The organism is Sphingomonas sp. JC676 (assembly GCF_014489075.1).
Classification (GTDB): Bacteria; Pseudomonadota; Alphaproteobacteria; order Sphingomonadales; family Sphingomonadaceae; genus Sphingomonas.
In genome coordinates, this window is record NZ_JACTGR010000005.1 from 377,993 (window position 1) to 403,433 (window position 25,441).

Here is a 25,441-nt window from a genome sequence, read left to right on the forward strand (position 1 = left end):
GTGGCGGAGACGGAGGGATTCGAACCCTCGGTACGAGTAATCCCCGTACGGCGGTTTAGCAAACCGCTGGTTTCAGCCACTCACCCACGTCTCCGGAAAAGGGCCCGAAGCGCTGCCCTATAGCGACGGTCCTTGGAGGGATCAACGGAAGAACCGCTTGAGCGCGAAATCGACTCGGGTCGTCGTCCGTTCATTGCGGGGACAGGACCTGGGGCCTAGCATCAGAGGGGTATTATTGGGTGCGGGGAAGACTGTCTGATGCGTGTCGGGGTTTGGATGCTGTGGGCCGCGGCCGCGGCGCTCGGGTTGGGCGCGCTGCCCGCTGCCGCGCAGATGACGACGATCGATCCCAACAGCGCGATCGATTCGGATCTTCAAACGCCGCCCCCGATCGAGAACCCCAGCGTCCCCGCCGACCAGGGCACCTATCGCGACGCGCCGCCGGTAGACGCCACCCCACCCGTCGCTGCCGCGCAGAGCGCGCCCGCTCCGGCTCCCGCGGTGGACACCCGTACCCAGGCGACCAATACCTTCCAGCATGACGATGTGGTCGCCGCGGCCGAAGGCGTGTTCGGCAAGGGTGCCTCGGGTCTCGCCGGCATCCTCGAGGATATCCTGAAGGATCAGGGCCAGCCCAACGCCTATATCGCCGGCAGCGAAGGCTCGGGCGCAGTCGGCGTAGGCCTTCGCTACGGCAAGGGCGAGATGTTCCATAAGGTGGAAGGCGAGCGGACGGTTTATTGGACCGGCCCCTCGATCGGCTTCGATCTGGGCGGCGACGCCAACAAGGTCTTCGTGCTGGTCTACAATCTCTACGACAGCCAGGACCTCTACAAGCGCTTCCCGCAGGGCGAGGGCCATGTCTATTTCGTCGGCGGCTTCTCGGCGAGCTATCTGCGCCGCGGCGACGTGGTGCTGATCCCGGTCCGGCTCGGTGTCGGCTGGCGGCTTGGCGTCAATGCCGGCTATATGAAGTTCAGCGAGAAGCGGCGCATCGTCCCGTTCTGATACGGTTTCCGCGCCTTCTCTACGACTTGCCCGGAACTTGATCGCGGGCTGACCGTTCTCTCCGGTTGAAGCCGGGAACCGCGATGCGGTTATGGGGAATGGATGACGTCTGAAATCAGCAAAGGCGAGGTGGCGCGGCCGCGCATCGATCTCCTCGTTCAGAGCGTCACCGACTACGCCATCTACATGCTCGATCCCACGGGGATCGTGATCAGCTGGAACGCAGGCGCCCGTCGTTTCAAGGGCTATACCGAGGCCGAGATCATCGGCCAGCATTTCTCCCGCTTCTATACCGACGAGGAGCGGGAAGCCGGCATTCCGGCCATCGCGCTCGATACCGCCGCGCGCGTCGGGCGTTTCGAGGCCGAAGGCTGGCGCGTGCGCAAGGACGGCACCCATTTCTGGGCGAACGTTGTCATCGATCCCGTTCGCGAGGCCGACGGCACGCTGGTCGGCTTTGCCAAGGTCACACGCGATCTGACCGAGCGGCGCGCCGCCGAGGAAGCGCTCCGCCGCAGCGAGGAACGTTTCCGGCTGCTCGTCCAGAGCGTCACTGATTATGCGATCTATATGCTCGATCCCGAAGGTTATATAGCGAGCTGGAACGCCGGGGCGGAACGCTTCAAGGGCTATCGCACCGACGAGATCCTCGGGGCGCACTTCTCGCGTTTCTATACCGACGAGGATCGCGAAACCGGTCTGCCCGCCAGGGCGCTGGAGACCTCGCGGACACAGGGGCGCTATGAAGCCGAAGGGTTGCGCGTCCGCAAGGACGGCACCCATTTCTGGGCAAGCGTCGTTATCGATCCAGTGCACGATGCCAGCGGCGACCTGATCGGCTTCGCCAAGATCACTCGCGATCTGACCGAGCGCCGCCAGTCACAGCTCGCCCTCGAGCAAGCGCAGGAAGCCTTTTTCCAATCCCAGAAGATGGAATCGATCGGCAAGCTCACTGGCGGCGTCGCGCATGATTTCAACAATCTGCTCGCGGTGATCATCGGCAGCCTCGATCTCGCGCGCCGGCGGATGGCGAGCGGCGGCGCGGACATTGGGCGCTTCCTCGACAATGCCATGGAGGCCGCCGAACGCGGCGCCACCCTCACCCAGCGCATGCTGGCCTTCGCGCGCAAGCAGGAGCTGCAGCTCGAGACCGTCGATGCCATGGCATTGGTCCGCGGCATGGCCGAACTCCTTCAGCGGACGATCGGCGCCGGTGTGACGATCGACACGCGCTTTCCGCTGGTGCTCAAATCGGTCCACGCCGATCCCGCGCAGCTCGAACTCGTGCTGCTCAATCTCGCGGTCAACGCGCGCGACGCGATGCCCGGCGGTGGCGGAATCATCATCGCCGCGCGCGAGGAGCAGATCGGACGACACGGCGAGCTCGCGCCCGGAAGCTATGTCTGCCTGTCGGTCACCGACAGCGGCGGGGGCATGGATGAGGCAACGCTGGCGCGCGCGATGGAGCCCTTCTTTACCACCAAGGGCGTGGGAAGCGGCACGGGCCTGGGCCTGTCGATGGCGCACGGGTTTGCCGAACAATGCGGCGGCAGGCTCATTCTGAAGAGCCAGATCGGCGAAGGCACCACGGCTGAACTTTGGCTACCCGTCTCGCACGACGGCGTCGCCCCCGCGCCCGATCCAGGCGAACGTGACGTGATTGGCGTGCTGGAAAGGCTGGTGATCCTCGCCGTCGACGATGACCGGCTGGTGCTCAACAACACCGCGGCCATGCTCGAAGACGGCGGTCACCGGGTCCTGCAGGCGGTATCGGGCAGGCAGGCGTTGCGGATGCTGGCCGAAGAGAAGGTGGACCTTCTCATCACTGACTATGCCATGCCCGAGATGACCGGAGCGCAGCTCGCCGACGCCGTGCGGGAAGGGTGGCCGGAGCTCCCGGTATTGATGGTCTCGGGCTATGCCGAACTGCCCGATGGCGCCGCCGCCGGTGTCCCGCGCCTCGCCAAGCCGTTCCGCGAGGGGCAATTGGGGCGCGCAGTGCGGGAAGCGATCGGAGCCGAACGGCCGAGCGGCCGGATCCTCGCCTTTCGCGCGCGCTAGGCCTCGAAGCGCGCCGCGAGTTGCTCCAGGCTCAGCCGCGCACCCTCTTCATTGTCGGCGGGTCGCACGCCCGACGGCAGATTCTCGAATAATAAAGTGACTTCGGTGCCTTCGCCGCGCGGCTCGAACGTCGCGGTCATCGTCATCTCACCATGGAATTGGGGGTCGTCGCTCGCGAAGCGGATCGTCTCGACGATGCGCGCGGGCGGCGTCAGTTCGACGAAGCGCACCTCAACCGTATCTTCTCGCTCGGCGCTCTTGCCGCGGAATTCCCGCTCGTCCTCGGGATAGAGGAGCGACATCCGGTATCCGCCGCCCACCCGGCCATCAAAGGTCTGGATGCTCCCGGTCATCCGTCCGGGCGGCAGCCACTCGACCAGCGCCGCAGGATCGACGAACGCGCCGTACAGCGCTTCCGGATTCGCCCGGATCACCCGCGAATTGCAAGTCCTGCTCACCCGAATTCGACGGCCTCGAAGCGCACCGGCTGCCCGCTTGCCGCATTGGCGAGGCCGCCGTCCCACATCACGCGGCTGCCGCGCACGATCGTGCCCACCGGCTGGCCGGTCAGCGCCATGCCGGTGAAGGGCGACCAGCCGCACCGCGACGCCAGCCAGCTCTCCTCGACGATCCAGCGCGCCTTCAGGTCGACCACGCTGAAATCAGCGTCATAGCCGATCGCGATCCGCCCCTTTCCGACGATCCCGAATATCCGCTGTGGGCCCGCACTGGTCATGTCGATCAGCCGTTGGAGGGTCAGCCGCCCCTCGGCGACATGGTTGAGCATCAGCGGGAGCAATGTCTGGACGCCGGGCATGCCGCTCGGGCTCGCGGGATATTGCTGCGCCTTCTCTTCGCGCGTGTGCGGCGCGTGATCCGAGCCGATGACGTCGGGCACGCCCTGGCGAAGCCAGTTCCACAGCCCGTCTCGGTGCGCACCGGAACGGATCGGCGGGTTCATCTGCGCGAAGGTGCCGAGGCGAGGATAGGCGTCCTCGCCCGCGAGCGTTAGGTGCTGCGGTGTCACCTCGCAGGTCGCGATGTCCTTGTTCTGGCCGAGCAGCTCGAGCTCGGCGGGCGTGGTGACATGGAGCACATGGATCCGCCGCCGGGCCTCGCGCGCCAGCCGCAGGATGCGCCGCGTCGCCAGCATCGCGCTCTCGTCGTCGCGCCATACCGGATGCGAGGCGGGATCGCCCGCCACCCGCTCGCCGAGCCGTTCCTGCATGCGGAACTCGTCCTCGGCGTGGATCGCGACGCGCCGCTTGCCCGACGCGAGCACGCGCGCGAGATTGTCGTCGTCCGAGACGAGCAGGTCGCCGGTCGATGCCCCCATGAAGATCTTGACGCCCGCAGTGCCGGGCAAGCGCTCGAGCTCGGCCAGGCTCGCAGCATTATGATTGGTCGCACCGACATAGAAAGCGTGGTCGCACCACATCCGGTTCCGGGCGCGTGCGAGCTTGTCGTTCACCGCGTGGGCGCTGTCGGTATTGGGCTTGGTGTTCGGCATCTCGAACACGGCGGTCACTCCGCCCAGCACGGCCGCGCGGCTGCCGCTTTCCAGGTCTTCCTTGGCCTCGAGCCCCGGCTCGCGGAAATGGACCTGAGTGTCGATCACGCCGGGAAGGATATCGAGCCCGGTACAGTCGATCGTCTCGCCGGCATCGCCGACATCGCCGATCGCCACGATCCGCCCGCCCGAAACTCCGATCGCCACCTCCGCCGGTCCGCCCGGCAAATGCACCCGACCACCCGTCAGCTTGAGATCGACGCTCGCCATATCCGCCTCTTCCGTCCAGTGCCTCCGCCTCCTACCTGTTCGCTATGACCGATACCACCCCCGGCACCTGGCTTGCCGATCGCGCGCTGCTCCGCCTCTCGGGCGAGGATGTCCGCGGCTTTCTCCAGGGCCTCGTGACACAGGACCTCGATCTCGTGGCGCCGGACGCGCCGTTATGGGCGGGGTTGCTCTCGCCGCAAGGCAAGGCGCTGTTCGATTTCATCCTGTGGGCAGCCGACGATGCGATCCTGATCGATTGCGAAGCCGACCAGCGCGAGGCGCTGGCCCGCCGTCTCGCAATCTATCGCTTGCGCCGGCAGATCGCGATCGAGCCGATCGACGGCGGAGTCCATTGGTCGCGCGACAGTGCCACCGGTGCACCCGATCCGCGCCTCGCCGCGCTCGGACATCGATGGCTGGGGGAGTCAGCGGGAGAGATCGCCACCGATTGGCTCGCCCACCGCCTCGGCCTCGGCGTCACCGAGGGCGTCGCCGAGCTTGGCCAGGACAAGACCCTGTGGCTCGAATGCAACGCAGCCGAGCTCGGCGGGGTCAGCTTTGGCAAGGGATGCTATGTCGGGCAGGAGAATACCGCGCGCATGCACTATCGGGCCAAGGTCAATCGCCGGCTGATCGTTGCGCCGCTCGGCGAGCCGGGCGAGCGCACGCGCGCCGTCTATCCCGATCTTGGCCGTATGATCGAATTACGTCGGGTCGAGGCGCTCGGCGACGCGCTCGTTCCCGATTGGCTCGCCGCCGCGCTGAGAGCGGACGCCGCAGCGGGCTAGCTGAGGTACCGGGCGGTCGTTCGGCTCGGTTCCCAAAGGCAAAGAAAAAGGGAGGCCGGTTGCCCGGCCTCCCCGATTTCTCAGTCGCGACGGACTGGCAGGGCTTAGTTGCCCGAGCCAGGTCCGTACATGACTTCCACGCGGCGGTTCTGCAGCTCGCGCACACCGTCGGCGGTGTCGACGCGCGGGCGGCTTTCGCCGAACGCTTCTGTCGAGATCACCGAGTCCGGAATGCTGCGGGCAGTGAAGTATGCCTTCACCGAGTCCGCACGGCGCTGCGAGAGACCAACGTTGTAGCTCGCCGAACCCGAGCGGTCGGCGTGGCCCGCCAGCATCACCTTTGCGTTGCCGCAATTCTGGTAGTTGCTGATGGCGTTGTCGAGGATGCTCGCGGCCTCCGGCGTGATGTCCGACTTATCCCAGTCGAAGAACACGATGTACGGTCCGGGGGTGCACTGCACGACTTCCGGCGCAGGCGCGGGGGCCGGCTCCGGCGTGTAGACCGGGGCAGGCTCGGGCGCAGGCGCGGGGGCCGGCGTTTCGACCGGCGCGGGTTCGCCGAAGTTGAACGTCAGACCGCCCATGATGCTGTGCGAGCGGAAACGCTCATGAACGCTGCGGCCCAGCGTATCGCGCAACTCGACGCCCGGGGCGTTGAAGAAGCGATACTTGAGCGAAACGTCGATCCTGTCGTTGATCGGGGCACGGATGCCCGCAATCGCCTGCCAAGCAACAACCGTGTCCGAATCATCGAGGAAGTTGCCGTTGGTGTTCAGGCCAATCTTTTCCTTGACGCGCGCAACACCAAGGCCCGGGCCGACAAAGCCCTGGACGCCGTCGTCATCGCCGAAGTCCCAGAGACCATTGACCATGAAGCTCAGTGCCGACGAGCTGCCGCCGGCGTAGCCGAAGGATCCCGGACCAGCCACGGCGGTGGTGCCGCCGCCCGTCACAAAGGGCGTGCCCGTGGTCGAAGTGTACTTCGACACGCTCGCCTTGCGATAGCCGACTTCTGCCTCGAGACGGAAAATGCCGAGATCATAGCCGACGACGCCGTCAACGTCCCAGCCAGCCTTGTGATCGACGCTACCTGCGTCGGTCAGCGGCCCGATATCGAACTTGATGTCTTCGACGAGCATCGCGCCACCTTCGACGCCAACGTACCACGCGTCGTCGCGGGCGAAGGCAGGCGTGCTCAGCGCGGTCGTTGCGAGTGCCAGAGTTACGGCAAGCTTCCGCATCATAATCCCCTTTCTTGGTTGTCCATACGGACAGCGCAAACTCAGTACCGAAACGAAAGTTTCCACGCAAGCGCACAAATCGGGGAACTGTTGCATGAACGTCACAGTTTCAGGCCGTATCGATCAGCCCATGCGAACGTAATGCTTCCAGCACCGTGGTGATTGCGGCTCGTGCTTGGGCATCAACCACCGGGCCACCCGCAGGTTCCGCTATGGCGGCGACGCGAGGCCCCACCAGCTGCAACCCATCGACGAAGAGCCGTCCATAGCTCCGGCCAGACACCCATTCTCCGCCCGAGAACAAGGCGAAGCCCAAATCCGCGACGACCCAGAGCCGCATCCCTTCACAAGGTTCGACGAAACGCCATCCCGCCTGGGTCCAGCTCGCAACCTGACTCGCGTGCCCCGACCATGACCCTTCCGGCGCTTCGCCCACGATCCAGCAATCGCCCGGGGCGGGATCGGCGGGGGGCATGTTCGCGCCCGCAGCGACCGCGCTACCTTGCACTGCAATATCGAGCCGGACGAGCGCCTCGTTGTGGAACATCTCCTTCTGCGCCTGCCCCGGCTGAAGCAGCGGCAGCGAAAGGCGTGCGGTAGGCAGATCGGTCATGCGCTATCTCCCAAAGGCGGCAACCAGAGCTCGGTGGCGGGTGAAACAGCGTGGGTTCCTATCTGGCGCACCTGGATGGAGTTGCCCACGCCACGCTCTTCCGGAGAAAGAATGAACCCGGACGTTCCCACCTCGACAATTCGTTCGGCGCCGCTGGTGGGAGCGATGGTAACGCGGTAGCGTTCGCTCTCCTCGCCCAGCGGAGCGTCGAGCCCATCGACCCAGCGCCAGCCGATACGGCTGCGGCGAACCCACCGGATTTCAGTCGTGCCGTCGGCCGCTTCGACGGCAGCCAGATGCACCGGTGCAGGCGGTGCGAGGGAAATCCCCGTCGCCACCGCCGATGTCGCCGCCGCTTCGACGTCCCCAACGCCCTGGCCCAGCACGCGAATGCGGGATCCCGCCGAAATGCCCGGCAGATCGTGCATCGCCAGCGCGTCTCGGGTCAGAAGCGTGAATGGGTCGCCCACCTCCTGCGTCCCGATCGCCGGCTCGGTGCCACGCCGTCCCCGCCACAATCCCGAAAGCCGCCAAAGCGCTCCGCCTAACGGCTCGGCGCGTGCGAACTGGATCAGCTCCCCGCCGATCATCGCCAGATTGGCGCCCGCATCCAGCGCCGTATCATCCGCGTCGGCGAGCAGCATGTCCGCGTGCGCGAGCGCGATATCGATCCGGCTGATATGATCGGCCAGCCCCGCGGGCGCAGCACCGGGCGGCGAGACCACGTGCCCGAGCACCGCCGGCAGCCCCGTCGCCCCCGCCGGCGACCATGTCGCGCCGTCGTCGATGCTGAGCAGCAACGCGGCGCTCCGCCAGCCCGGCTCGGTACCCGCCGCCGCAATCGCGAACCGGGGCACATTCGCCAGCATGTCGTCGATCGGCGGCAACTCGAAGGCATGGACGATCGTGGTTCCGATCGCGAGATCGGGCGCGGGCAGCGCCCGGCCTCCGCTCGCCTCGGCGGCGAGCATTGCCGGCGCGATCCGCAGGCACTCCAGCGTCACGACCATCGACTCGAGCGACCAGCGATCCACCCGCCAGATACCCGGCTCGCCGGCGATCGCCACGCGCTCGCCTGGGCGCACGCCCAGCGCGCTCCAGCCGAGCGCTAGCGCGCGTCGCTCGCGCTCGAGGTCGAACCGGGCAAGTCCCGCCTCGACCAGCGTCTTGGCCGCCCCCGCAGGCATCGCGGCGGCGAGTTCTAGGCGCGCCTCGCGTGTCCCCGCTCCCGGGCGGACCGCGCGCTGTACGCCGGTCTGATAGTCGCGCTCGGGCTCGTAATAGCTGAGCGACATCGAACGCGGTGCGCTGTCGGGCGCCGCGATCGTCCGCACCGCGCGCAGGTTCGGGCGCGACACGGATCCGATCCCGGAATCCTCCAGCGCGGTCGCCGCCCCGCCACCGGCGAGCAGCACGAGACGTTCAGACTCCGCGCGGAACCAGGCGCCGGAGGCGCCGACCAGCGTCTCGACCGCCGCCCGCACACTCGCACCATAGGCGGAAAAGCCCGTCAGCATGGGCGTCGCGTCCCCGGCTTCGATCGCGCGACCGCCCAGCTCGCGAACGATCGCCCCCGCCGCCATCGCGCCGGAATCCGCTATGACTTCGAATGTAAGGGCCGGGATCCGGTTGCCGAACTCCGCGAGCTCGAGATCCTCGAAAACCGCATAGGCCAGGCCGCGATGCGCCGGCGCTGCGCCGGCTCCTTCGGCCGCAGCGATCAGCGGATCGACACCCTGATCTTCTCCGCCCGGATGCAGCCGGAACCCGGTCCGCACCTTGAAGTCGCCCGCGCCGCCGCGCAGCAGCTTGCCGTCGGCCCAGATCCGCCCGATGCTCAAAATCGGCCGTGCCGACAGCGCCACCGCGAACGATGCCGTGTAGCTATAGTTGGTAACCGAGGGTCGGCCCTTGCCCGCGCTCTGCGTGCTGCGATGCTCGATCAGGTCGGTCGCCCAGATTACCGAGCCCGCGACGCGCATCGTTCCGAACAATTTGGGGATCTGCGTGCCATAGGAGGAGGTCTGGATACGCAGCTCGGTCAGCCGGGGCCCCTCGCGCCCCTTGGGCTTGAACAGAACCTCGCGGTCGAACGCATTGCCCAAAGCCGCGCCCACCGCCGCGCCCACCGGCCCGCCCACCAGCCCGCCGACCACCGTCAGCACCACGGTCGCCATGTCAGTCCCCCTTGGTCACGCGCCACCGCCCGATGACCGGCCAGGGCATCGGCCCCGGCCGCTCCACCACGCGTCTCAATTGGGCATCGGCATGGATGACCCCATCTTCGGCGGCGATCGCCAGATGCAATTGTCCGGGGCCGGTCTTGACCAGCAGCAGATCCCCGGGCCGTTCGCCGTTTGCGAGGATCAGTCCCGAAATCTCGATAGCCCGCCGCGCGGCTTCGGGATCCCCTGTGCGCAGCGCGTATCCCAAGGGCACTCTGCCCTCGAAGCCCTCCGCTCGCATCGACAGGGCCGCGAGCCCGACACAGTCGAGCCCGCTTGCGTCGCGTCCATGCAACCGAAACCGCACGCCCAGCGCGGCCCGCGCCGCCGCTAGGCCTCGCTCGCCCGGCCTCATCCGCCGGGATAGCGCGTCAGCAGGTCGATTCCCGGCAGATAGGGTTCGCCACGGAAATTGATCGCATTGCCGAACCGCGCCGAACAGGTCGCGATCCGCTTGTCACAGCCTTCGATCAGCTCGACGAGCGCGCCCACGCCATCAAATCTGGGAGGCCGCCGCAGCGTCACGGCGCTGCCCTCGGATCGCGCGACGGCATCCTCCAGTCCCGAATTCGGGCCGCCAATCCAGCGCAGCCGCCCGCCGCCATAGGCATTGGCTACCGGCTCCAGCACATCGAGGGCTATCACCGCATCCTCCACGCCCATCACCCGCGCAAACCGTCGCCGCCCCGCCATTGCGATGCGGCACCTCTTGTCGCCCAGCTCCGCCCGGCACTCGGGCGATGTCTCCTCGACCACCGGCCGCTCGAGCGCTGCCGCGATCCCGCGCAATTCGGCGGTCAGTTCACCACCCCGCGTCTCGACCCCGCCGATCGTCCCTTCGCCCAGCGCCACTTGCTCACCCGGCGCCATCCAGTCGGTCGCGAAGATCGCCACCCGTGCCCCGTCCCAGCGCCCCGCCAGCAGATCGGTTTCGCTGATCGCCGCACTGGTCAGCGCTCCGGTCACATCCATGCTGTCGGCGTCCAGCTGCGCGCTCCGCACGATCGCGCTCGGCGTCATGCCCGGTGCCGCGCGATAGACCAGCCCATCGATCTCCAGGTCGCGGTCATGCGCGGTCAGTCCGATCGTCACGCCGTCGCGACGCTCGATCCGCCAGCACAAGGCGATCGTGGTGAGTTCCCCCTCCAGCCAGGTCATTCGCGGATCTCGATCAGCGGCACCGACATCGCGGCCCCCGCCAGGAAGGTCGCCCGGCTGACATTCAGCTGGTCTTCGGCGACCCGCTCCGGTCGCAGCGCATAAAGCTCGGTCACCCGCCCGGCATCGTCGGTGAGCAGCTGCACGTAGGAATTCCCGTGCATGAGAATCTGGGCAGCGACCGTCTCGGTCAGCGCCTGCCCGCCCGAGCGCGCCGTCACCAGCGCCACCAGAGCCGGATCGCTTCCGTCCAGTGAAGCACCGCCCACGCCCTCGGCGACAAGCTTCACCGCGCGCTGCGCCACCGGGTTCTGGCAATAGCCTTCGCGCACCTGCGCCTCATAGCTGCGCGGCCATTCGCCGAACCCGGCGAAGGTCCCCGCGCGCGACAAAGGCAGCCGCGCGGCATCCCGCGCGGACTTCCGTCCGAACCATTTGATGTGAGTCTCCTTTAGTCGCGGACTTGGCCGGGGCAGCGGCCATTAGTGCTTCCCTTCTCCCTTGATGGGAGAAGGAGGGGCCCGCCGCCGAAGGCGGTGGGAGGATGAGGGTGAGTTCTCCTGCAGTGCCGTCGCCAGGAGGAGAGGTCACCCCCACCCAACCCTCCCCCATCAAGGGGGTGGGCTAGGAGCAATTCAATACACCCTTATCGCCGCGTCGCGAACCAGATCACGTGGCGCGGCCCCTTGCCGTTCTGCCGCGCGCGCACCGCCACTTCCTCCACCGCGAAATCGGCCTCGCGCAGCCGCCGCGCGAAACGCTCATCCGGCGCCGCCGACCATACCGCCAATATCCCGCCCGGCTTCAGCGCCGTCCGCGCCGCCGCCAGCCCGCGCATCGAATAGAGCCCGTCATTGCCCGGCCGGGTCAGCCCGTCCGGGCCGTTGTCGACATCGAGCAGAATCGCGTCATACTGCCCCGGCGCGTAATGGATCACCCGGCCGACATCGTCCTCGATCACGCTCACCCGCACATCGTCGAGGCATCCCGCCGCCAGCTCGGCCATAGGTCCCCTCGCCCATTCCAGGATCTTGGGCACCAGCTCGGCCACCGTCACCCGCGCGTCCTTCGCCAACATCCCGAGCGCCGCGCGCAAAGTGAAGCCCATGCCATATCCGCCGATCAGCAGGTGCAGCGCCCCGCGCCCCGCCAGCCGCTCGAGCGTCATCACCGCCAGCGCCTCTTCCGAACCGCTCATCCGGCTGTTCATCAGCTCGTTGCGCTCGAGCACGATCATGAAATCGCCGCCGCGACGGAACAGCCGCAGCGGCTCGCCGCCCGGCACCTCGGCCGTATCGATCAGTTCGCGGGGCGTCATGTCATGCTCCTTGCTCCCACCCCCGTTGCGGTTCGGCGCGGACAATGCAACTGGGCCGCCACGCAAAGCACCTGATCGGAAAGACCCGCTTATGGAATATATCGACCAGAAGTTCGAAGACGTCGTCCTCTCGCTCGACGGTAACGCCTATCGCAAATGCATCTTCAACAACGTCGTCTTCCAATATGCCGGCGGCCCGCTCGAGATGTCCGATTGCGCGATGGATCGCATCCGGTTCCAGTTCGGCGGCGATCTCGCCCAGGGGCTGCATACGCTCTACCAGCTCTTCGGCACCGAAGGCATGCTCAGCATCCTGCGCGGCTTCACCGATCCCCAGCCCGGCGACACGCCCATCCAGCTGCGCTGAGGCAAGCGGGGTCAGAACCCCCGCACCCCGGCCTTGCCGCGCCGCCCGAGCAGGATCGCGCTCATCGCCCAGACGAGCGCATCGGCCCTGTCGGGCGAGCGCCCCGGCCCTTCATAGCCGCCGCCCGCCTGCAGCCCGCACAATTGGTCCTCCAGCTCGGGCCAGGCGCCGACATGCCAGGCCTTGCCCGCCTCGTAGAGCAGGGCGACCGGCTCGGCCCGCGCGCTCTTGCCCCTGCTGGCATGGACCAGCTTGAGCGGCAGCCCGGCATCGGCCGCGCGCAGCACGCTCGCGACCATGTCGCCGCCCTGGTTCTTCTCCGCCACCACCCGTTCCGCGCGGTGCCGCGCCGCGCAGGCCGCCACCGCCCGGGCCCAGCCCTCGGGCGATGCGCCATGCACGCTGGCATCCTCGAGCACATAGCCGTGCCCATCGTCGCCCATACCGACCGCGACGATCCCGCAGGCATCGCCGTCGGCGCTGGCCGGCGGATCGACGCCCACCACCACGCGCACCAGCTCGGGCACCGCGCGCACCCGCCTCTGCTCGATCAAGGTCCGCGTCCACAGCGCGCCGGCGACATCGTCGATCAGCTCGCCGTCCAGCTCCTGCCGGCCCAGCCGGGTCCCCGCATAGTCGGCCAGCATCGCCTCGACGAAGCTGCGCGGCAGATGCGGATTGTCGCGCGTCCGCCCCACCGTCTCATGGCAATCGCGCATCGCCATCACGCGGCGCATCAGCTTCACCGGCCGCGGTGTCGTCGTTACCACCACGCGCGGATCGTCGCTGCCGCGCATGCCCATCAGCAGATTGTCCCACGCCGCATCGCCCTTCACCGCGCGCCACTTGCCCAGCTCGTCGCACCAGGCCGCGTCATGCTCCGGCCCGCGCAGCTTCTCCGGCGCCTCGGCCGAGAAGACATATCCACGCGCGCCCGAGGGGAAATGCACTTCGCCGCTATCCACGAACCAGCGAATCGCCTCGTGGTCGCGCGCCACCGCCAACAGGCCGCTCGCCCCCTCGACCATCACGCGCCGCACATCCTCGATCGTCGCGCCCACCAGCGCGATCCGCGCGCCCGGGCGCGACCGCGCGACCGCGCTCACCCATTCCGCGCCCGCCCGCGTCTTGCCGAAGCCGCGCCCCGCCCGGATCAGCCATATGCGCCAGTCGCCGCCGGGCGCATTCTGCCCCGGATGCGCCCAGCGCCACCAGCGTCCCTCCAGCTCGCGCCGATGCGCGCCGTTCAGCGACTGCAGCGTGCGCAGTTGGTAGAGCGCAGGCAGCCGCGCCAGCCGTTCGATCGGATCGCGCGGCGTTTCCTTCCCGGTCATGTCCGTTCCCTGACCTGCCTTTCGAACACCGCCAGCTTCTTGAGCAATGCCGCATTGGTCTCTTCCTCGGCCGCGATGCGGCGCTGCGCGTCGCGCCGGCTCGGCCGCATGCCGCCCTCCACCGTGGCGCGGCGATGCGCCAGCACCTGCAGGATCGTCCGGGCATCCATCTTCTCGACCGCCGCGTCGGCGGCGGCAGCCGCTTCCTCGCCCCCGTCGCCCGGCAGGATCGGATCGACCGACTGGAGCGCGCGCCCAACCAATTCGGTTTCGAGGCGCTCATACCCGGCGAGCAGCGCATCGCGCCACAGCCCCGCAAAATCGGGATCGAGACGCCGCAGCCGATAGGCGGAGCTCGGCACGACGCCGGCTTCCTGTGCCGCGAGCTTCACATTGCAGCTGAGCGCGAGCACGTCGAGGAAGCGCGCGCGCTTCGTCTTGGTCCAGTGCGTCTTGCTGAGCCGCTGCAGCTGCAGCGGGCGCCGTTTGCTTCCAGTGATACGCAACTCGTCCATGTGCACCTCCAACGCAAGCGGGCCGGCGCACCCTGGTGCCCGGCCCGTCCAAAGACCCGAAGGCCCCGACTCGCAATTCCTCATCGTTCCCGATATGTGGCGTATATGTAGTTTACAAACCCGTCAGGTAGCGAAGGGCGGAAATTGCAGTCTCGCCTGCAATTATGACGGCCATCGTTCGGACGATTACGACCGTCCTGTACGATGGCACAGCCCAGCCGCGCGTGTTGTGATATCGCTTTACCGTCTCGAACGGCATGAGCGCGAACGCCAGCATGATCGGCAGTCCGACCAGCCCGAAGAATATCAGGTCGGTCGTGTCGTGAATCACTCCCGCTTCTCCAACCCCTCGACGCAATTCGCCAGCTTGCTTGAAGCTCTACATCAAGCGTTACGATAAGTCAAGCGTTTTTAACCGATCTGGTTATCTCAAAGGCGAAGAAATTTCCTGACGCTTAGGCCCAGGAGCCACAACCCGCCAAACAAAGCTGCAATCATGCCAGCTATAAACAGCGTCTCTATGCCATAAGGCAGACCTCCCGGCGCGAGCACGACATACGCGCCTGATAGCCCCGCTAGCGCGAGGCCGCCCATCAGCACCGCAAGAGGCCAAGCAACAGCCCTAATGCTCACTCCGGCTTCTCCACCGGCTTATGCTTCACCAGCCGTTCAACCCATCCACCCGATGCAACGATACCGGCGAGCCCACCAGCGAGTAGGCCCGCTCTGATGAGCGCGGATTGAGGCCCGCCTGCGAACAAAGCCATCACGTCCGGCCCGAGCGCGACGATGGCGACGAGAGCGAACAAAGCTATCCGGACCAGAAAAGCGGTCACTTGGTCTTTTCTTCCCGGGGGCGTGCCCGCGCGATCTTCCCCACACGCTGCTTGAAGCGCTCCGGATCGTCGTCCGTCTCTAGCTCGCGCGCGGCTTCCTTGAACTTGTCGAGCTGGGTTTTGGGTTCGTCGGTCATGAGAGTAATCTCTTTTCCAAGCTCTTTAAAACGGCGATGTGATCGTCTGTCTTAAGGCCCGAGGTCGCCCACCAGTACCCCTCATTAAAACTAATCCCCACCCGCCTTACGAGCATGAAATTCGGAAGTTTCTTGGCGGCGCCGAATGGGTCACTCTCGATATGAAAACCGCCAATGCGGTATTCGCCTTGCTGACCCACGTAATCCAGCGAATGCTTCGCTAAATCGTCAAATAAGCCCTTGAACACGTTAAGTTTTTCTTCAAAGTTTGTATGAAGTTCTACGACGATTTGGCTTTCGTACAGTCTGACTGGGGCCGGCTGTTTTGCCAGCAAAATTCCAAATTCGCGCTCAATATACTCATGAAGATCATTAATGAACTGATCTAATATAAACGTGTTACATTTTGCGGTTACGATAAAACCGTCTGAATACACACCAAGTTCATCAATCTGTACATTGTCCCACTTCCCGACGCGCAGATGAATAGAGGCTCCATTCGCACTAGAAGGGTCCGGTATTCGATCGGGCGGTATTTGAAAGTTATATCGCGCCGTCACCTCGCCTACTAGATCTATGAAAAACGGATTGCCCCTCGTGAAGCGGTAGCCGCCCAAAGCTATTACCTTTGACTGCTCTATATTGATCAGTTCCATTCCAGTTCCTAGATTGAATGGCGCCTAAAGAATTTGTGGTTTGCACTTGCTCCCAACTGGACGCACCGGACTTAATCGTATCTAGCGCAGACGCGGCAGCGCGATCGCCAAGTTTCCAGTCGTATTCATCTACAACATCTTCGGCCGCCTCCACGACGAGGCGAAGGCGAGCATCCAGCGCCTCGGCCAACCGCAATAGGAAGTCAAATTCCCACACGGCCTCTGAGGATTTCTCAAACCTTGAGACGGCGGGCTGCTTGGTTCCCATCGCCATCGCCAACTGCGATTGAGTTAACTGCCGGCGTTCTCGCAGCGATCTAAAGAGGGCGGGCACCTCTTCTTCGAGCTCCGCCCGAAACCACTCTCGCCTAAAGTCGCGATCTTGGAGCCTGTCGCCAATAGACAGGTCAATGCGGCTTAATCTCTCCAGGGAATATTGTTCCTGCATCAATCTGGTCCCGCCTAGATTTTGCCGCATCTAAATGCCGTTTCGGAGTTTTTGGGGTCTTCTTTTGGAAAGATTCCAAAACAATGATCACGGACCCTCTAAAAATGAAAATATTACGGTAGATGTTGGTTGCCACTTCCGTCCGCAACTCAAAAAGACCATCTCCCAAACTGTCAGTTTTTGGGTACCGGAGTGCATTTCCCTTACTCGCCAAGGTTCGCAAATCCCGCCTCAGGCGGGCTTCCGCAGCGACACCCACTTCAAGAAGAAAGGCGTCAACCCGGTTGTCACACTGAAGCAGCAACCAGGCCAATATCACCTCTGCGTTATGCGGACAAGGGCATCGGGTTGCGACATTATAACACACGCGTTATACGGCGAGTCGCGCGTGGCACTGCACGTAGTGGGGCCGGAGGTCAGGTGACCAGGAACGATTTGCAGCGTCTCCCCTGGGGTTCAATTCCCCCCGGCTCCACTCCCTTTACTTACCGCATTTGTCACGATGGTCTAGCCTCGACCTTCTACGCGGCCTCCTTCGCCAGCCCGGTCCGCGCCGCCTTCCCTTCGGGGCCTCGCTCTTAGACCCCGAGATCAGACCTTGCATAGGTCAGCCGCTTGCCGACGATGCCCGCAATGGCGTTGTACGAGCGCTGGCGGTCATCAACGCCGTTGGCGATCCGATTGTTATAGCGGAACTCAAATTCGGCCAGATAGCGGTGCAGATGCTGCTCGCCGCAATGCTGGTACACGCCCTTCATGCCACGCTTGAAGATCGAGAAGGCGCCTTCCACGGTGTTCGTGTGGATCGTGCGGTCGTTGCGGTCCACGTACTGCTTGGCGCCGTGAAGGGTCGTGCCGTGCTCGGCGAACTCCTTGCCGATCTTCTTATACATCTTGGCTTCGTCGGTCATGAGGCGGGCTTCGCGGCTGATGTTGGCGCGCACGATCGGGTGCACGGCATCGGCGCGGAACTTGTCGAAAGTGAAGGTGCGCATGGTGCCGGTGGTGCGATCCACCAGCGCCAGCACGCCGAACTTGTGGGCATGGCCGCCAAGGGCAACGCCGGTATCCTTCTTGCGGCCGAAATAGGTCTCGTCCACCTCAACGGCGCCGCCGCCCGAACCGAAAGGCACGTCCAGATCGCCGGTACGCATCGCCTCGCGGATACGGTGGGCGAGGAACCACGCGCTCTTGTACTGGACTTCGAGAACGCGGCTGAGCTGGTGCGAGGAAATGCCCTTCTTGCTGGACACCATCAGGTGCACGGCCTGGAGCATCTTGTGGAGCGGCATGCGGGCATGCTCGAACACGGTGCCCACCTTCACAGTGAACTGCTTGCGGCACTCGCCACACTTCTTGAGGCCGTGACGAACAACGCCTTCCGGGTTCTTCACGCTCGCCTTGGAGCGGACACCAGCCAGATCGTACACACGGCCACCGACCACGCCGCAATGCGGGCACGTCATCCCATCGGCCCACACGATGCTTTCGAGGAAAGCGAAAGCCTTGGCTTCATCGTGGAAGTGCGAGGAAGAAAGAACCGACATGGTGATGCTCCGTTGATGCCATCCTTATGCACCATCGGAGTGGGTTTGTAAACTACATAATCGCGCGATATGTGCCATATCAGCGCGACGATGTCAAGGATTTTGTGCCCATTTGGTTTGTTTTCGCTGGCCTCGCATCTCAGTGGGCCCGATACGGCAATTTGCTGAAGCTCGGGCAGGATGTCCGCCAACGGCCCCATAACTGACATTGAATACGCAACTCGCATATGGCTGGCTTTGGCCAGAAGCTGCCTGTCTTCATTCGGCATGACCAAAGGCTAAGCTGCAGTTCGGCGTCGGGTCGGTCGGCCAACCGTTCAGTCTGCAACGCAAAGAAATCGACATTGCTCGGACTGTCGTTGCCGAAGTTCGCCTGCAATAGTATGATCCTTTTCGCATACGATCCAAAGGCACGCGGGAGTGAGCTTTGATCGAGACGCTCCAAGTCGATCTGGCGCATGAGCCCGAATTTACCCTTGGACGGCTGTGCGTCTCGCCGACTCGCCGCGAGTTGATGCGCGACGACGGCATGCGGGAGGTCACCGAGCATCGCGTCATGCAGGTTTTGATCGTGCTGGCGCAGGCGCGGGGCGATGTCATTACCCGCGATGAGCTGGTGCAGGCTTGCTGGAATGGCCGCGCCGTCACCGATGATGCGATAAATCGCGTGATATCCCGTCTACGCAAATTGGCCGGCGGGATCGGGCGCGGTTCGTTCGAAATCAGCACGGTAATGAAAATCGGCTATCGGCTGATCGGAAGTGAGGCGCCTGGCGGGTTCGGCGACCTGACGTCCGCCCATGTCGAAAGGCGCATTCCTTCCGGTGACGTCGGGCGCACGCTCTCCGGAGGCACGGAAATCGAGGCGACGAATGCCGGCGGCCCCGTCAATCGGCGTGGCGTCGTCCTGGGCGGGGCCGCCAGTTTCCTGGCCCTCGCCAGCGGGGGACCGCTGCTTTATCGCAATCTGCACCATCCGGCAGTGCCGCCCGAGGTCCAGTCGCTGATGGCTCAGGCGCGAACGATGATGTTCCAGGCCAATTTCGACGGGCTCAACCAGGCGGCGGGCCTGTACCGGCAGGTCGTTGCACTCGCGCCGAACTATGCCGATGGGTGGGGCGCGCTTGCCTTCACCTATTCCTATTCGGCTCATTTCCGAGGGCGTGAGGAGGGTGAAGCGCTGCGAAGCCGGGCCCGCGCGGCCGCCGCACGGGCGATGCAATTCGATGCGCGCAACGGACTGGCCCAGGCGGCGCTTGCGATCATCGATCCGTGGCACGGCAACTGGCGCGTGAGCGAAAGCATGTTGCGCAAGGCGCTGCTCCATAATCCGGACAATGAAGTCATCGCCAACGTCCAGGCGCGCATCCTGCGGATGATCGGCCGGTACCGGGAGGCCTTTGATGTCCTCCAGGAGAAACAGCCAAGGACGCTGCAGCCCGTCACCTATGCCTCCCTGATCACCACGCTCTGGGGGTTAGGTGAACTCGAGGAGATGGAACGGTATATCGAGCGGGCGGCATCGCTCTATCCAAGCTCTTTCGAACTTTGGTTTCAGCGTTTCGATATTTACCTGTTCATCGGCCGCGTCGACGCCGCCATCGCAATGCTGAAGAACCCGGAAGGCCGCCCAAGCGTCAGCGGCGCGGTGCTCGATTACAATGTCGATGTCGCACGTGCGTTCGAGAGCCGGGCTCCGCAGGACATCGATCGCGCCATGAAAGTGTGGTCGGCGCAGGCGGCCGACGGCAGCGGGGGAGCCCAGCTCGCCATCCAGTTCGCCGCCGCACTCGGCCGTATTGGCGAAGCCTTCGTTCTCGCCGACGCATTCTATTTCTCGCGCGGATTCGTCGTGCCGGACGCGAGATTTTCCGGTTCGAGCAACTATCACCTCCCGGACGAACGAGAAACGGAGTTCCTGTTTCAGCCGCAAACCCGGGCGATGCGCACCGACGCGCGCTTCAATCGCCTGACGGGGATGCTGGGCCTGGAGCGCTATTGGCGCGAATCGGGCATCCAGCCCGACTTCCGGACCGATCAAGCGCACGCATAATCGACAACATGCTTTCAGGAGACGGCGCTGTGTCGGCTTCGATCGGGACTCCGTCCACCGCGCCGCTATTCCTATCGACTCAGGCGAATGCTTGCCTCCTCCTTTGCCGCCGCAGTCCCGCACCTGCGGCACCGAAACCCGCGATCATCATGATCCAGCCGGATGGCTCGGGCACGGCCGCCTGGAAGGTGCTGCCCGCGAGCACGTAATTGCCGACGTTCTGCCCAAGCAGGAGCCCCGCTTCATTGTCGAAGCGGAAGTGAATGCCTCCCCAGAGCCGGCTGTTGGCTCCGTCGAGCGCCGCCTGCTCGAGCCCGGTGAAGCTTCGCGTGTCGCCGCCTATCGTCAAGGTGAACCCTTCGTCGTCTCCGAACAGGGCACTGAGCACCGTAGAGCCCGCGCCCGATAAGAAGGAATGCGCCGAAGGGTAGCTCGGATGGTTGGGCGTCGTGAACACTGGGCTCCAATTGGGATCCGGATTTGTCGGGTCTTCCCGGATGGCGGTGATCGGACGCCAGAACGCATAGTCATATTTGGCGTCGAACCCGGCGATCGCCGCATCGGCGAGGCTCGTACTGAGCAGCGCGAAGTCCCGAGCAAACTCGATCGTGGAAAGACCTTCGTCGTCGGCGACAAGGAGCCCGATCTTGACCCATGTCGATCCGTTTGCCGTGTCCCAGAACAGCGCGCTTGCCGTTTGGTCGGCAGTGCGGGTGAGGCTCGTCGCCGAGCCGACATCCCTTACCTCGGCGAGCGCAGCCGCATATTCTGGAGTACCCAGACCCGGCGGCGGCGCGGGCTTGAACTGATCCGACGACGTCAGCAGGAAGGGCGTGACCCCACCCCATTGCGGAAATGCGGGCGGAGCGGGCGACGTAGGCTTCCAGTTGCCAGGCAGGCCTGTCGGCACATAGGGAACCACGGCCGTTGCGCCATCGCCCGTGCGCAGGGCGATGATCGATTGGGCGAAGGCGGAACCGGTGGCGATGCCTTGGTTCATGGCTGCCGGATTGGATACGAGCGAAAGGCTCAGGTTCAACGCTGCCTGGTAGTCCGCCGCATGAGTCGGGTCGGCTGCGACGAGCACCTGATAGGCGGCTTGGGACACGGCAGCGCGGACATCGCCCCCCGAACCTGAAACGCCGCTCAGATACGCCTTGTCCGGCTCGCCAAGAACCGAATTGGCCGCATCGTGCATCGCGATGTTCATCATCGCGAGGGTGCGCGTCTGGGCCGGCGGACCGCTGGCGAGCAATGTGGTCGCCCGCTCGTTCCAGTACAGGATAGGATCGCTCTCGAATGTGATGGTTTGCGCCAACGCCTGTGCGGGCAGGAGCAGGGCGATTGCCATGGCGGCTGCGCCAAGCTTCTTCCCCTTCGCACTTTTTCGCGTCGGCGCAGATTTCGCCGTGAGGTGCAGTCGCATCATGAACTTTCTCCCCATTGCCGTGGAATTGCGTCCGAACGGGGTGATGATGCTCCCCGGGCAATCGAAGCGCGCCGACGGCAAACCGATATTTGTCTGAGGAAGTGCCGAGTTTTGCCTGATCGATGGCTCCGCATGGCGAAATCTGTCCGGCGCCCAAGGCTCTGATTTCTTCCGGTAGGCCATACGATCGAATCGCGGCTTTCAGGAATCGTCAAATCCGCAATGAACGACGGGAAGTGGGCGCCGAGCCGACGGGGACTCGACCAGTCGACGTCCGCAAACCACCGGTTGCGGACATGGCCGGCGACGGGCAAGCTGCGCACGCGATGGATACTGCAAACGTCCCGAACCCAGATCCTCCTGACGGCGGTCGCCGACCGCGCCGATCTCAGCCGGTCGGTAAAGTCGAAACGCTGGCAACGGAGCTGTCATGAGACTCTTCATTCTTCCCATATTGGCGCTGCTCGGCGCCGCCCCCGCGCCCGAGGCCAAGTGGCAGCGCATTTTCGACGGCAAGACGCTCGCGGGCTGGACGCCCAAGATCACCGGTCGCGCGGTCGGCGAGGATCCGCTGCACATGTTCATCGTGAAGAACGGCGCGATCCGCGTCTCGCACTCCAATTACAAGACGTTCACCGGCGAGTTCGGCCATCTCTTCTGGAAGACGCCGCTCAAATCCTATCGCGTCCGCTTCGACTACCGGTTCTTCGGTGAGTCGTTGCCGGGCATCAAGGTCTGGCAGGCCAGCAATTCCGGGCTGATGCTCCATTCGCAGGCGCCGGAGACGATGCGCCGCGATCAGGATTGGCCGGTGAGCCTCGAGATGCAGCTGCTCGCCGTTCCGCGCCCGTCGCGGGAGCCGACCGGCAATGTCTGCACGCCCGGCACCACGGTGGAGATCGACGGCAAGCGCGATCCGCGCCACTGCATCCTGTCCTCCTCGCCTTTGCTGCCGATCGGCCGCTGGGTGCATGCCGAAGCGGAGGTGCTGCCCAATGGCGAGATCACCCATTTCATCGACGGCAAGGCGGTGCTGCACTACGCCGCGCCCGAGCTCGATCCTGCGGACAAGGACGCGCAACCGCTGATCGCCGCGGCGGGGGGCAAGCTGGAGCTGCGCCAAGGCTATATCGCGCTCCAGAGCGAAGGCCATCAGATCGAGTTCCGGAACATCGAGCTGCAGCGGCTCGACTGAGGGTTGGCCGACATCAAGCCTGGCTCACCCAATACACAAGAAAAAGCAAAGACTTGTACTGTCAGCACGCAACAACTTCGCGTTACTTGTGCCGATATGGTTATGTTGCAGCGCAGCGTATTGCTTCTTGACGCTGTTACCGTTAACTACAATATAGCCACGGGGCATCCCAGCCATAACATCTTGTATTTGAACGGTCGGCGTTGCGGGCGCATCGCCGCACGATCGATTCGCAGGATCGGGATCTCCTCGTTTTGACCGCCGAACGGCTGCCGGGGGGCGCCGTTCACCCGTCTTCCGCCAAGCGCAAGCGACCGCGGCACGCCGGAGATATCGAAGTGAATGCGCGTAAAGCGTTACGTAATCGAGAGCTGTTGCCGGATTTTTTGAAGGCCGGGGGGAATGAAACGGGAGGGACGGGACGGCGCGGGCCGGGCCGTGACAGCGCGCGTTTCGACTTGCTGACCGCATGGGCGCGGCGAAGTGCGCGCGACGCCGAGCGCGCCGCGTCGTCCGGCGAGCCACCATCGGGCTTCCAATATCCGACGTACAATCCGGTGCTGCGCCCGATCCGTCCGGTGATCGTGCTGATCTGCACCGGCAGCGTGCTGCTCGCGATGCTGCTCTGGGCCGCGACGCTGCATACGATCGCCACCGAGCAGAATCGCGCGATCGCCTCGGCGATCCGCGAGAACCGCAACCGCTCGATCGCCTATGAGCAATATGTCGCGCGCACGCTCGATGCCGCGAACGTCGCCGCGGTCGCGCTGGCCCAGCGCTTCCAGGATCTCGTGCCCGTAGCGCCCGGTGGCACTCCCGGCACGATCCGCGACGCGGTGGCGACCAACCCGCTCTTCGCGTCCGTGGTGGTCGTCGATGCCAATGGCAATGTCCGCTGGTCGACGCTCGACAGCCTGCCGCCGATGAATCTCGCCGCCGAGCCCGCGTTCAAGGCTTTCCGCGCCGGCAAGGCGCCGCGCGACGTGTGGCTCAGCACGCCGGAGATGTCGCGCTTCCTCCACCGTCCGCTGATGTCGATCTCGCGCGCGATCCGCCGCGCCGACGGCAGGTTCGGCGGCGGCATCATCGTCCGCATCCCGGTCGAACGCCTGACCGATTTCAACGAAGGCGCGGCGATCCGTCCGCTCGATCTGATCTCGGTCATCCGCCTCGACGGGATGACGCTCGCGCGGCGCGAGGGGCTGCGGGTCAGCTATGGCCAAGATCTGCGCGGCAAGCTGGTGATGCAGCACCAGCGGGCACAGCCCAACGGCACCTATCTCGGGCCCAGTTCGATCGACGGGGTCTGGCGCTATTTCAGCCATCGCCGGCTCGATCGCTACGGCATCTTCGCCACGGTCGGTGTGGGCCAGGCCGATGTTCTCGCCGATGTCGAGGCGCGCGCGCGCCAGTCGCGGCTGGCGATGGCGGCGCTGACGGTGGCAATCTTCGCCTTCGCCGCCTTCGCCATCTTCGGCATCCTCCGCCGCGAGCGTGCCGCGCGCGACCTTGCCGGCGCCAATGCGCGGCTGCGCGAGGCGCAGCGGATCGGCCGGATCGGCGATTGGGAATATGATCTGCGCAGCGATCGGGTGATCCTTTCCGATCAGCTGTGCGAGATGTACGGGCGTGCTCCTGGCGACGATCTGGTCGGCCCGGGCGAGGCGCTCGCGCATCTCGACGAGCCCAATCGCGAGATCCTGCAGGCTGCGTTCCGCGTCGCGATCGAGGGCAGGCGCCCCGAAAGCTGCGAGATCGTCACCCATATGCCCGTCGGCGCGATCTCGTATCGCCGCATCCGCATCGTCCCGCTGCTCGGCCCCGACGGCACCGTCCACACGCTGATGGGCACCGAACAGGACATAACCGCCGAAAAAGTCCACCAGCAGCTCCGCGACGAAGTCGCCCATATGTCCCGCGTCGAAGCCATGAACGTAATGGCGGCGACCATCGCGCATGAATTGGCGCAACCCCTTACGGCGGCTTCCAACTATGTTGCGGCGGTCCGGATCGCCGCGCGCCAGCGCCCCGATGCCGATCCCGCGATGATCGCCCTGCTGGTGAAGGCAGGCGAGCAGATCGGCCTGACCAGCAAGATCATGGAACGTGCGCGGGACATGGTGGCAAACGGGACCGCCGGCGAGCACAGCGCTGTGCTCGCCGAGATCGTCGACGACGCGATCGCGCTGGTGAAGATCGCCAATCGCGATTGCGCCGCCGCGCTGTCCGAGCAGCTTGATCCCGAAGTCCGCCTCGTCGCCGCGGACAAGGTGCAGATCCAGCAGGTATTGCTCAACTTGTTGCGCAATGCGTGCGAGGCGGCCGCGACACAGGAAGCGCCGCGCGTCGTGGTGTCCAGCCGCCGAGAAGCGAACGGGATGGTGCTGATCTGCGTCGAGGATAACGGCCCCGGCATTTCGCGCACCCTGGGCGACGTCTTCTCGCCTTTCTCCTCCACCAAGGAGGGCGGGCTTGGGCTCGGCCTGTCGATCTGCCGCGCCATTGTCGATTCCTATGGCGGGCGCATCTGGAGCGAACCGGGCCGCGCAGTCGGGGCGGCGGTCTGTTTTACGCTGCCTTCGCTGGACTAGGTCGTGAACCCATAAACGCGAATGACCGCTAACGACCCAATAGCGGCCGTTCGATCTGGCGAGGCGAATTCCGAAAGCCGCCGTTCGCCCAGCCAGGCATTGGACGACAGCAAGGGTCATCTTTACACGTTCAACGCTGAC

Annotated in this window: 26 protein-coding genes and 1 tRNA gene; 7 read left to right on the forward strand and 20 right to left on the reverse strand. The window is 65.0% G+C overall.

Features of this window, described 5'->3' with window-relative positions; translation table 11 throughout:
• Position 1: 1 nt before the first annotated feature.
• Positions 2–94: transfer RNA gene (locus IAG41_RS18030), tRNA-Ser, on the reverse strand.
• A 164-nt stretch (positions 95–258) separates the two neighbouring features.
• Between IAG41_RS18030 and IAG41_RS18035 the strand changes: the two genes are divergently transcribed.
• Together IAG41_RS18035 and IAG41_RS18040 are read left to right on the forward strand one after the other, a co-directional pair.
• Positions 259–1,008 carry a DUF1134 domain-containing protein gene (locus tag IAG41_RS18035; protein WP_187730034.1) on the forward strand — a complete coding sequence of 250 codons (750 nt, stop codon included), beginning with the start codon at positions 259–261 and terminating at the stop codon, positions 1,006–1,008.
• A gap of 102 nt (positions 1,009–1,110) precedes the next feature.
• Complete coding sequence (locus IAG41_RS18040; RefSeq protein ID WP_187730035.1) at positions 1,111–3,069, forward strand: PAS domain-containing sensor histidine kinase; 1,959 nt, start codon at positions 1,111–1,113, stop codon at positions 3,067–3,069.
• Here the strand turns inward: IAG41_RS18040 and IAG41_RS18045 are convergent.
• Complete coding sequence (locus IAG41_RS18045; protein WP_222950755.1) at positions 3,066–3,503, reverse strand: SRPBCC domain-containing protein; 438 nt, start codon at positions 3,501–3,503, stop codon at positions 3,066–3,068. The two genes, IAG41_RS18040 and IAG41_RS18045, sit on opposite strands and share 4 nt — an antisense overlap.
• Positions 3,504–3,523: 20 nt before the next feature.
• On the reverse strand, positions 3,524–4,849 hold the full coding sequence (locus IAG41_RS18050; RefSeq protein ID WP_187730036.1) for a dihydroorotase: 1,326 nt from the start codon (positions 4,847–4,849) through the stop codon (positions 3,524–3,526).
• Between the two features lie 44 nt (positions 4,850–4,893).
• Between IAG41_RS18050 and IAG41_RS18055 the strand changes: the two genes are divergently transcribed.
• Entirely contained in the window at positions 4,894–5,637 is a 744-nt protein-coding gene (locus IAG41_RS18055; protein ID WP_187730037.1) for a YgfZ/GcvT domain-containing protein, read from the forward strand.
• A gap of 104 nt (positions 5,638–5,741) precedes the next feature.
• Here IAG41_RS18055 and IAG41_RS18060 read toward each other — a convergent pair whose 3' ends face one another.
• The 7 genes from IAG41_RS18060 to IAG41_RS18090 form a co-directional block, all read right to left on the reverse strand.
• A complete protein-coding gene (locus tag IAG41_RS18060) occupies positions 5,742–6,878 on the reverse strand; it encodes an OmpA family protein (RefSeq protein WP_187730038.1) in 1,137 nt (378 codons plus the stop codon).
• 109 nt (positions 6,879–6,987) lie between these two features.
• Positions 6,988–7,491 carry a DUF2793 domain-containing protein gene (locus IAG41_RS18065; RefSeq protein ID WP_187730039.1) on the reverse strand — a complete coding sequence of 168 codons (504 nt, stop codon included), beginning with the start codon at positions 7,489–7,491 and terminating at the stop codon, positions 6,988–6,990.
• On the reverse strand, positions 7,488–9,668 hold the full coding sequence (locus IAG41_RS18070; RefSeq protein ID WP_187730040.1) for a phage tail protein: 2,181 nt from the start codon (positions 9,666–9,668) through the stop codon (positions 7,488–7,490). The genes IAG41_RS18065 and IAG41_RS18070 overlap by 4 nt, the downstream gene beginning before the upstream one ends.
• A 1-nt stretch (position 9,669) precedes the next feature.
• Positions 9,670–9,930: a hypothetical protein gene (locus IAG41_RS23510; RefSeq protein WP_316251186.1), complete on the reverse strand. Its 261-nt coding sequence runs from the start codon at positions 9,928–9,930 to the stop codon at positions 9,670–9,672.
• Between the two features lie 137 nt (positions 9,931–10,067).
• Positions 10,068–10,874: a DUF2163 domain-containing protein gene (locus IAG41_RS18080; protein ID WP_187730042.1), complete on the reverse strand. Its 807-nt coding sequence runs from the start codon at positions 10,872–10,874 to the stop codon at positions 10,068–10,070.
• Positions 10,871–11,266 (reverse strand): hypothetical protein, encoded by a 396-nt coding sequence (locus IAG41_RS18085; protein ID WP_187730043.1) that lies wholly within the window; start codon positions 11,264–11,266, stop codon positions 10,871–10,873. Before IAG41_RS18085 ends, IAG41_RS18080 begins: the two co-directional genes overlap by 4 nt.
• Positions 11,267–11,520: 254 nt before the next feature.
• Positions 11,521–12,192 carry a spermidine synthase gene (locus IAG41_RS18090; RefSeq protein WP_187730044.1) on the reverse strand — a complete coding sequence of 224 codons (672 nt, stop codon included), beginning with the start codon at positions 12,190–12,192 and terminating at the stop codon, positions 11,521–11,523.
• A 91-nt stretch (positions 12,193–12,283) separates the two neighbouring features.
• On the opposite strand from IAG41_RS18090, the gene IAG41_RS18095 reads away from it, so the two are divergent.
• Positions 12,284–12,559, forward strand: a complete 276-nt coding sequence (locus tag IAG41_RS18095; RefSeq protein WP_187730045.1) for a hypothetical protein — start codon at positions 12,284–12,286, stop codon at positions 12,557–12,559.
• A gap of 11 nt (positions 12,560–12,570) precedes the next feature.
• Here IAG41_RS18095 and IAG41_RS18100 read toward each other — a convergent pair whose 3' ends face one another.
• The 9 genes from IAG41_RS18100 to IAG41_RS18140 all read right to left on the reverse strand — a co-directional run bounded on the left by IAG41_RS18100 (position 12,571) and on the right by IAG41_RS18140 (position 18,032).
• On the reverse strand, positions 12,571–13,893 hold the full coding sequence (locus tag IAG41_RS18100; RefSeq protein ID WP_187730046.1) for a DNA-packaging protein: 1,323 nt from the start codon (positions 13,891–13,893) through the stop codon (positions 12,571–12,573).
• The gene (locus IAG41_RS18105) at positions 13,890–14,408 is read right to left on the reverse strand and encodes a hypothetical protein (protein ID WP_187730047.1); all 519 of its coding nucleotides are present in this window, start codon (positions 14,406–14,408) and stop codon (positions 13,890–13,892) included. The genes IAG41_RS18100 and IAG41_RS18105 overlap by 4 nt, the downstream gene beginning before the upstream one ends.
• A gap of 112 nt (positions 14,409–14,520) precedes the next feature.
• Positions 14,521–14,739, reverse strand: a complete 219-nt coding sequence (locus tag IAG41_RS18110) for a hypothetical protein (RefSeq protein WP_187730048.1) — start codon at positions 14,737–14,739, stop codon at positions 14,521–14,523.
• Positions 14,740–15,037: 298 nt separating this feature from the next.
• Complete coding sequence (locus IAG41_RS18115; protein ID WP_187730049.1) at positions 15,038–15,244, reverse strand: hypothetical protein; 207 nt, start codon at positions 15,242–15,244, stop codon at positions 15,038–15,040.
• Positions 15,241–15,381, reverse strand: a complete 141-nt coding sequence (locus tag IAG41_RS18120) for a hypothetical protein (RefSeq protein ID WP_187730050.1) — start codon at positions 15,379–15,381, stop codon at positions 15,241–15,243. The genes IAG41_RS18115 and IAG41_RS18120 overlap by 4 nt, the downstream gene beginning before the upstream one ends.
• Positions 15,378–16,037, reverse strand: a complete 660-nt coding sequence (locus IAG41_RS18125) for a hypothetical protein (protein ID WP_187730051.1) — start codon at positions 16,035–16,037, stop codon at positions 15,378–15,380. Before IAG41_RS18125 ends, IAG41_RS18120 begins: the two co-directional genes overlap by 4 nt.
• Positions 15,925–16,515 (reverse strand): helix-turn-helix domain-containing protein, encoded by a 591-nt coding sequence (locus IAG41_RS23565; protein WP_410468095.1) that lies wholly within the window; start codon positions 16,513–16,515, stop codon positions 15,925–15,927. Before IAG41_RS23565 ends, IAG41_RS18125 begins: the two co-directional genes overlap by 113 nt.
• On the reverse strand, positions 16,445–16,798 hold the full coding sequence (locus IAG41_RS18135; protein ID WP_187730053.1) for a type II toxin-antitoxin system RelE/ParE family toxin: 354 nt from the start codon (positions 16,796–16,798) through the stop codon (positions 16,445–16,447). Before IAG41_RS18135 ends, IAG41_RS23565 begins: the two co-directional genes overlap by 71 nt.
• Positions 16,799–17,063: 265 nt before the next feature.
• Complete coding sequence (locus IAG41_RS18140; protein ID WP_187730054.1) at positions 17,064–18,032, reverse strand: IS1595 family transposase; 969 nt, start codon at positions 18,030–18,032, stop codon at positions 17,064–17,066.
• A 427-nt stretch (positions 18,033–18,459) separates the two neighbouring features.
• Between IAG41_RS18140 and IAG41_RS18145 the strand changes: the two genes are divergently transcribed.
• Positions 18,460–20,085 carry a winged helix-turn-helix domain-containing protein gene (locus IAG41_RS18145; protein WP_187730055.1) on the forward strand — a complete coding sequence of 542 codons (1,626 nt, stop codon included), beginning with the start codon at positions 18,460–18,462 and terminating at the stop codon, positions 20,083–20,085.
• A 79-nt stretch (positions 20,086–20,164) separates the two neighbouring features.
• Here IAG41_RS18145 and IAG41_RS18150 read toward each other — a convergent pair whose 3' ends face one another.
• A complete protein-coding gene (locus IAG41_RS18150) occupies positions 20,165–21,697 on the reverse strand; it encodes a vanadium-dependent haloperoxidase (protein WP_187730056.1) in 1,533 nt (510 codons plus the stop codon).
• 247 nt (positions 21,698–21,944) lie between these two features.
• Between IAG41_RS18150 and IAG41_RS18155 the strand changes: the two genes are divergently transcribed.
• Both IAG41_RS18155 and IAG41_RS18160 read left to right on the forward strand, forming a co-directional pair.
• Positions 21,945–22,709: a DUF1080 domain-containing protein gene (locus IAG41_RS18155; protein WP_187730057.1), complete on the forward strand. Its 765-nt coding sequence runs from the start codon at positions 21,945–21,947 to the stop codon at positions 22,707–22,709.
• A gap of 458 nt (positions 22,710–23,167) precedes the next feature.
• A complete protein-coding gene (locus IAG41_RS18160) occupies positions 23,168–25,300 on the forward strand; it encodes an ATP-binding protein (RefSeq protein WP_187730058.1) in 2,133 nt (710 codons plus the stop codon).
• Positions 25,301–25,441 lie beyond the last annotated feature (141 nt).

What these genes read in the sequence shown, in the direction of transcription:
- IAG41_RS18150 (WP_187730056.1), bottom strand. Translation starts at nt 21,697, where the DNA reads ATGGCCTACCGGAAGAAATCAGAGCCTTGGGCGCCGGACAGATTTCGC.
- IAG41_RS18080 (WP_187730042.1), bottom strand. Translation starts at nt 10,874, where the DNA reads ATGACCTGGCTGGAGGGGGAACTCACCACGATCGCCTTGTGCTGGCGG.
- IAG41_RS18100 (WP_187730046.1), bottom strand. Translation starts at nt 13,893, where the DNA reads ATGACCGGGAAGGAAACGCCGCGCGATCCGATCGAACGGCTGGCGCGG.
- IAG41_RS18050 (WP_187730036.1), bottom strand. Translation starts at nt 4,849, where the DNA reads ATGGCGAGCGTCGATCTCAAGCTGACGGGTGGTCGGGTGCATTTGCCG.
- IAG41_RS18105 (WP_187730047.1), bottom strand. Translation starts at nt 14,408, where the DNA reads ATGGACGAGTTGCGTATCACTGGAAGCAAACGGCGCCCGCTGCAGCTG.
- IAG41_RS18140 (WP_187730054.1), bottom strand. Translation starts at nt 18,032, where the DNA reads ATGTCGGTTCTTTCTTCCTCGCACTTCCACGATGAAGCCAAGGCTTTC.
- IAG41_RS18090 (WP_187730044.1), bottom strand. Translation starts at nt 12,192, where the DNA reads ATGACGCCCCGCGAACTGATCGATACGGCCGAGGTGCCGGGCGGCGAG.
- IAG41_RS18120 (WP_187730050.1), bottom strand. Translation starts at nt 15,381, where the DNA reads ATGACCGACGAACCCAAAACCCAGCTCGACAAGTTCAAGGAAGCCGCG.
- IAG41_RS18040 (WP_187730035.1), top strand. Translation starts at nt 1,111, where the DNA reads ATGACGTCTGAAATCAGCAAAGGCGAGGTGGCGCGGCCGCGCATCGAT.
- IAG41_RS18070 (WP_187730040.1), bottom strand. Translation starts at nt 9,668, where the DNA reads ATGGCGACCGTGGTGCTGACGGTGGTCGGCGGGCTGGTGGGCGGGCCG.
- IAG41_RS18035 (WP_187730034.1), top strand. Translation starts at nt 259, where the DNA reads ATGCGTGTCGGGGTTTGGATGCTGTGGGCCGCGGCCGCGGCGCTCGGG.
- IAG41_RS18065 (WP_187730039.1), bottom strand. Translation starts at nt 7,491, where the DNA reads ATGACCGATCTGCCTACCGCACGCCTTTCGCTGCCGCTGCTTCAGCCG.
- IAG41_RS23565 (WP_410468095.1), bottom strand. Translation starts at nt 16,515, where the DNA reads ATGCGGCAAAATCTAGGCGGGACCAGATTGATGCAGGAACAATATTCC.
- IAG41_RS18125 (WP_187730051.1), bottom strand. Translation starts at nt 16,037, where the DNA reads ATGGAACTGATCAATATAGAGCAGTCAAAGGTAATAGCTTTGGGCGGC.
- IAG41_RS18060 (WP_187730038.1), bottom strand. Translation starts at nt 6,878, where the DNA reads ATGCGGAAGCTTGCCGTAACTCTGGCACTCGCAACGACCGCGCTGAGC.
- IAG41_RS18155 (WP_187730057.1), top strand. Translation starts at nt 21,945, where the DNA reads ATGAGACTCTTCATTCTTCCCATATTGGCGCTGCTCGGCGCCGCCCCC.
- IAG41_RS18055 (WP_187730037.1), top strand. Translation starts at nt 4,894, where the DNA reads ATGACCGATACCACCCCCGGCACCTGGCTTGCCGATCGCGCGCTGCTC.
- IAG41_RS18095 (WP_187730045.1), top strand. Translation starts at nt 12,284, where the DNA reads ATGGAATATATCGACCAGAAGTTCGAAGACGTCGTCCTCTCGCTCGAC.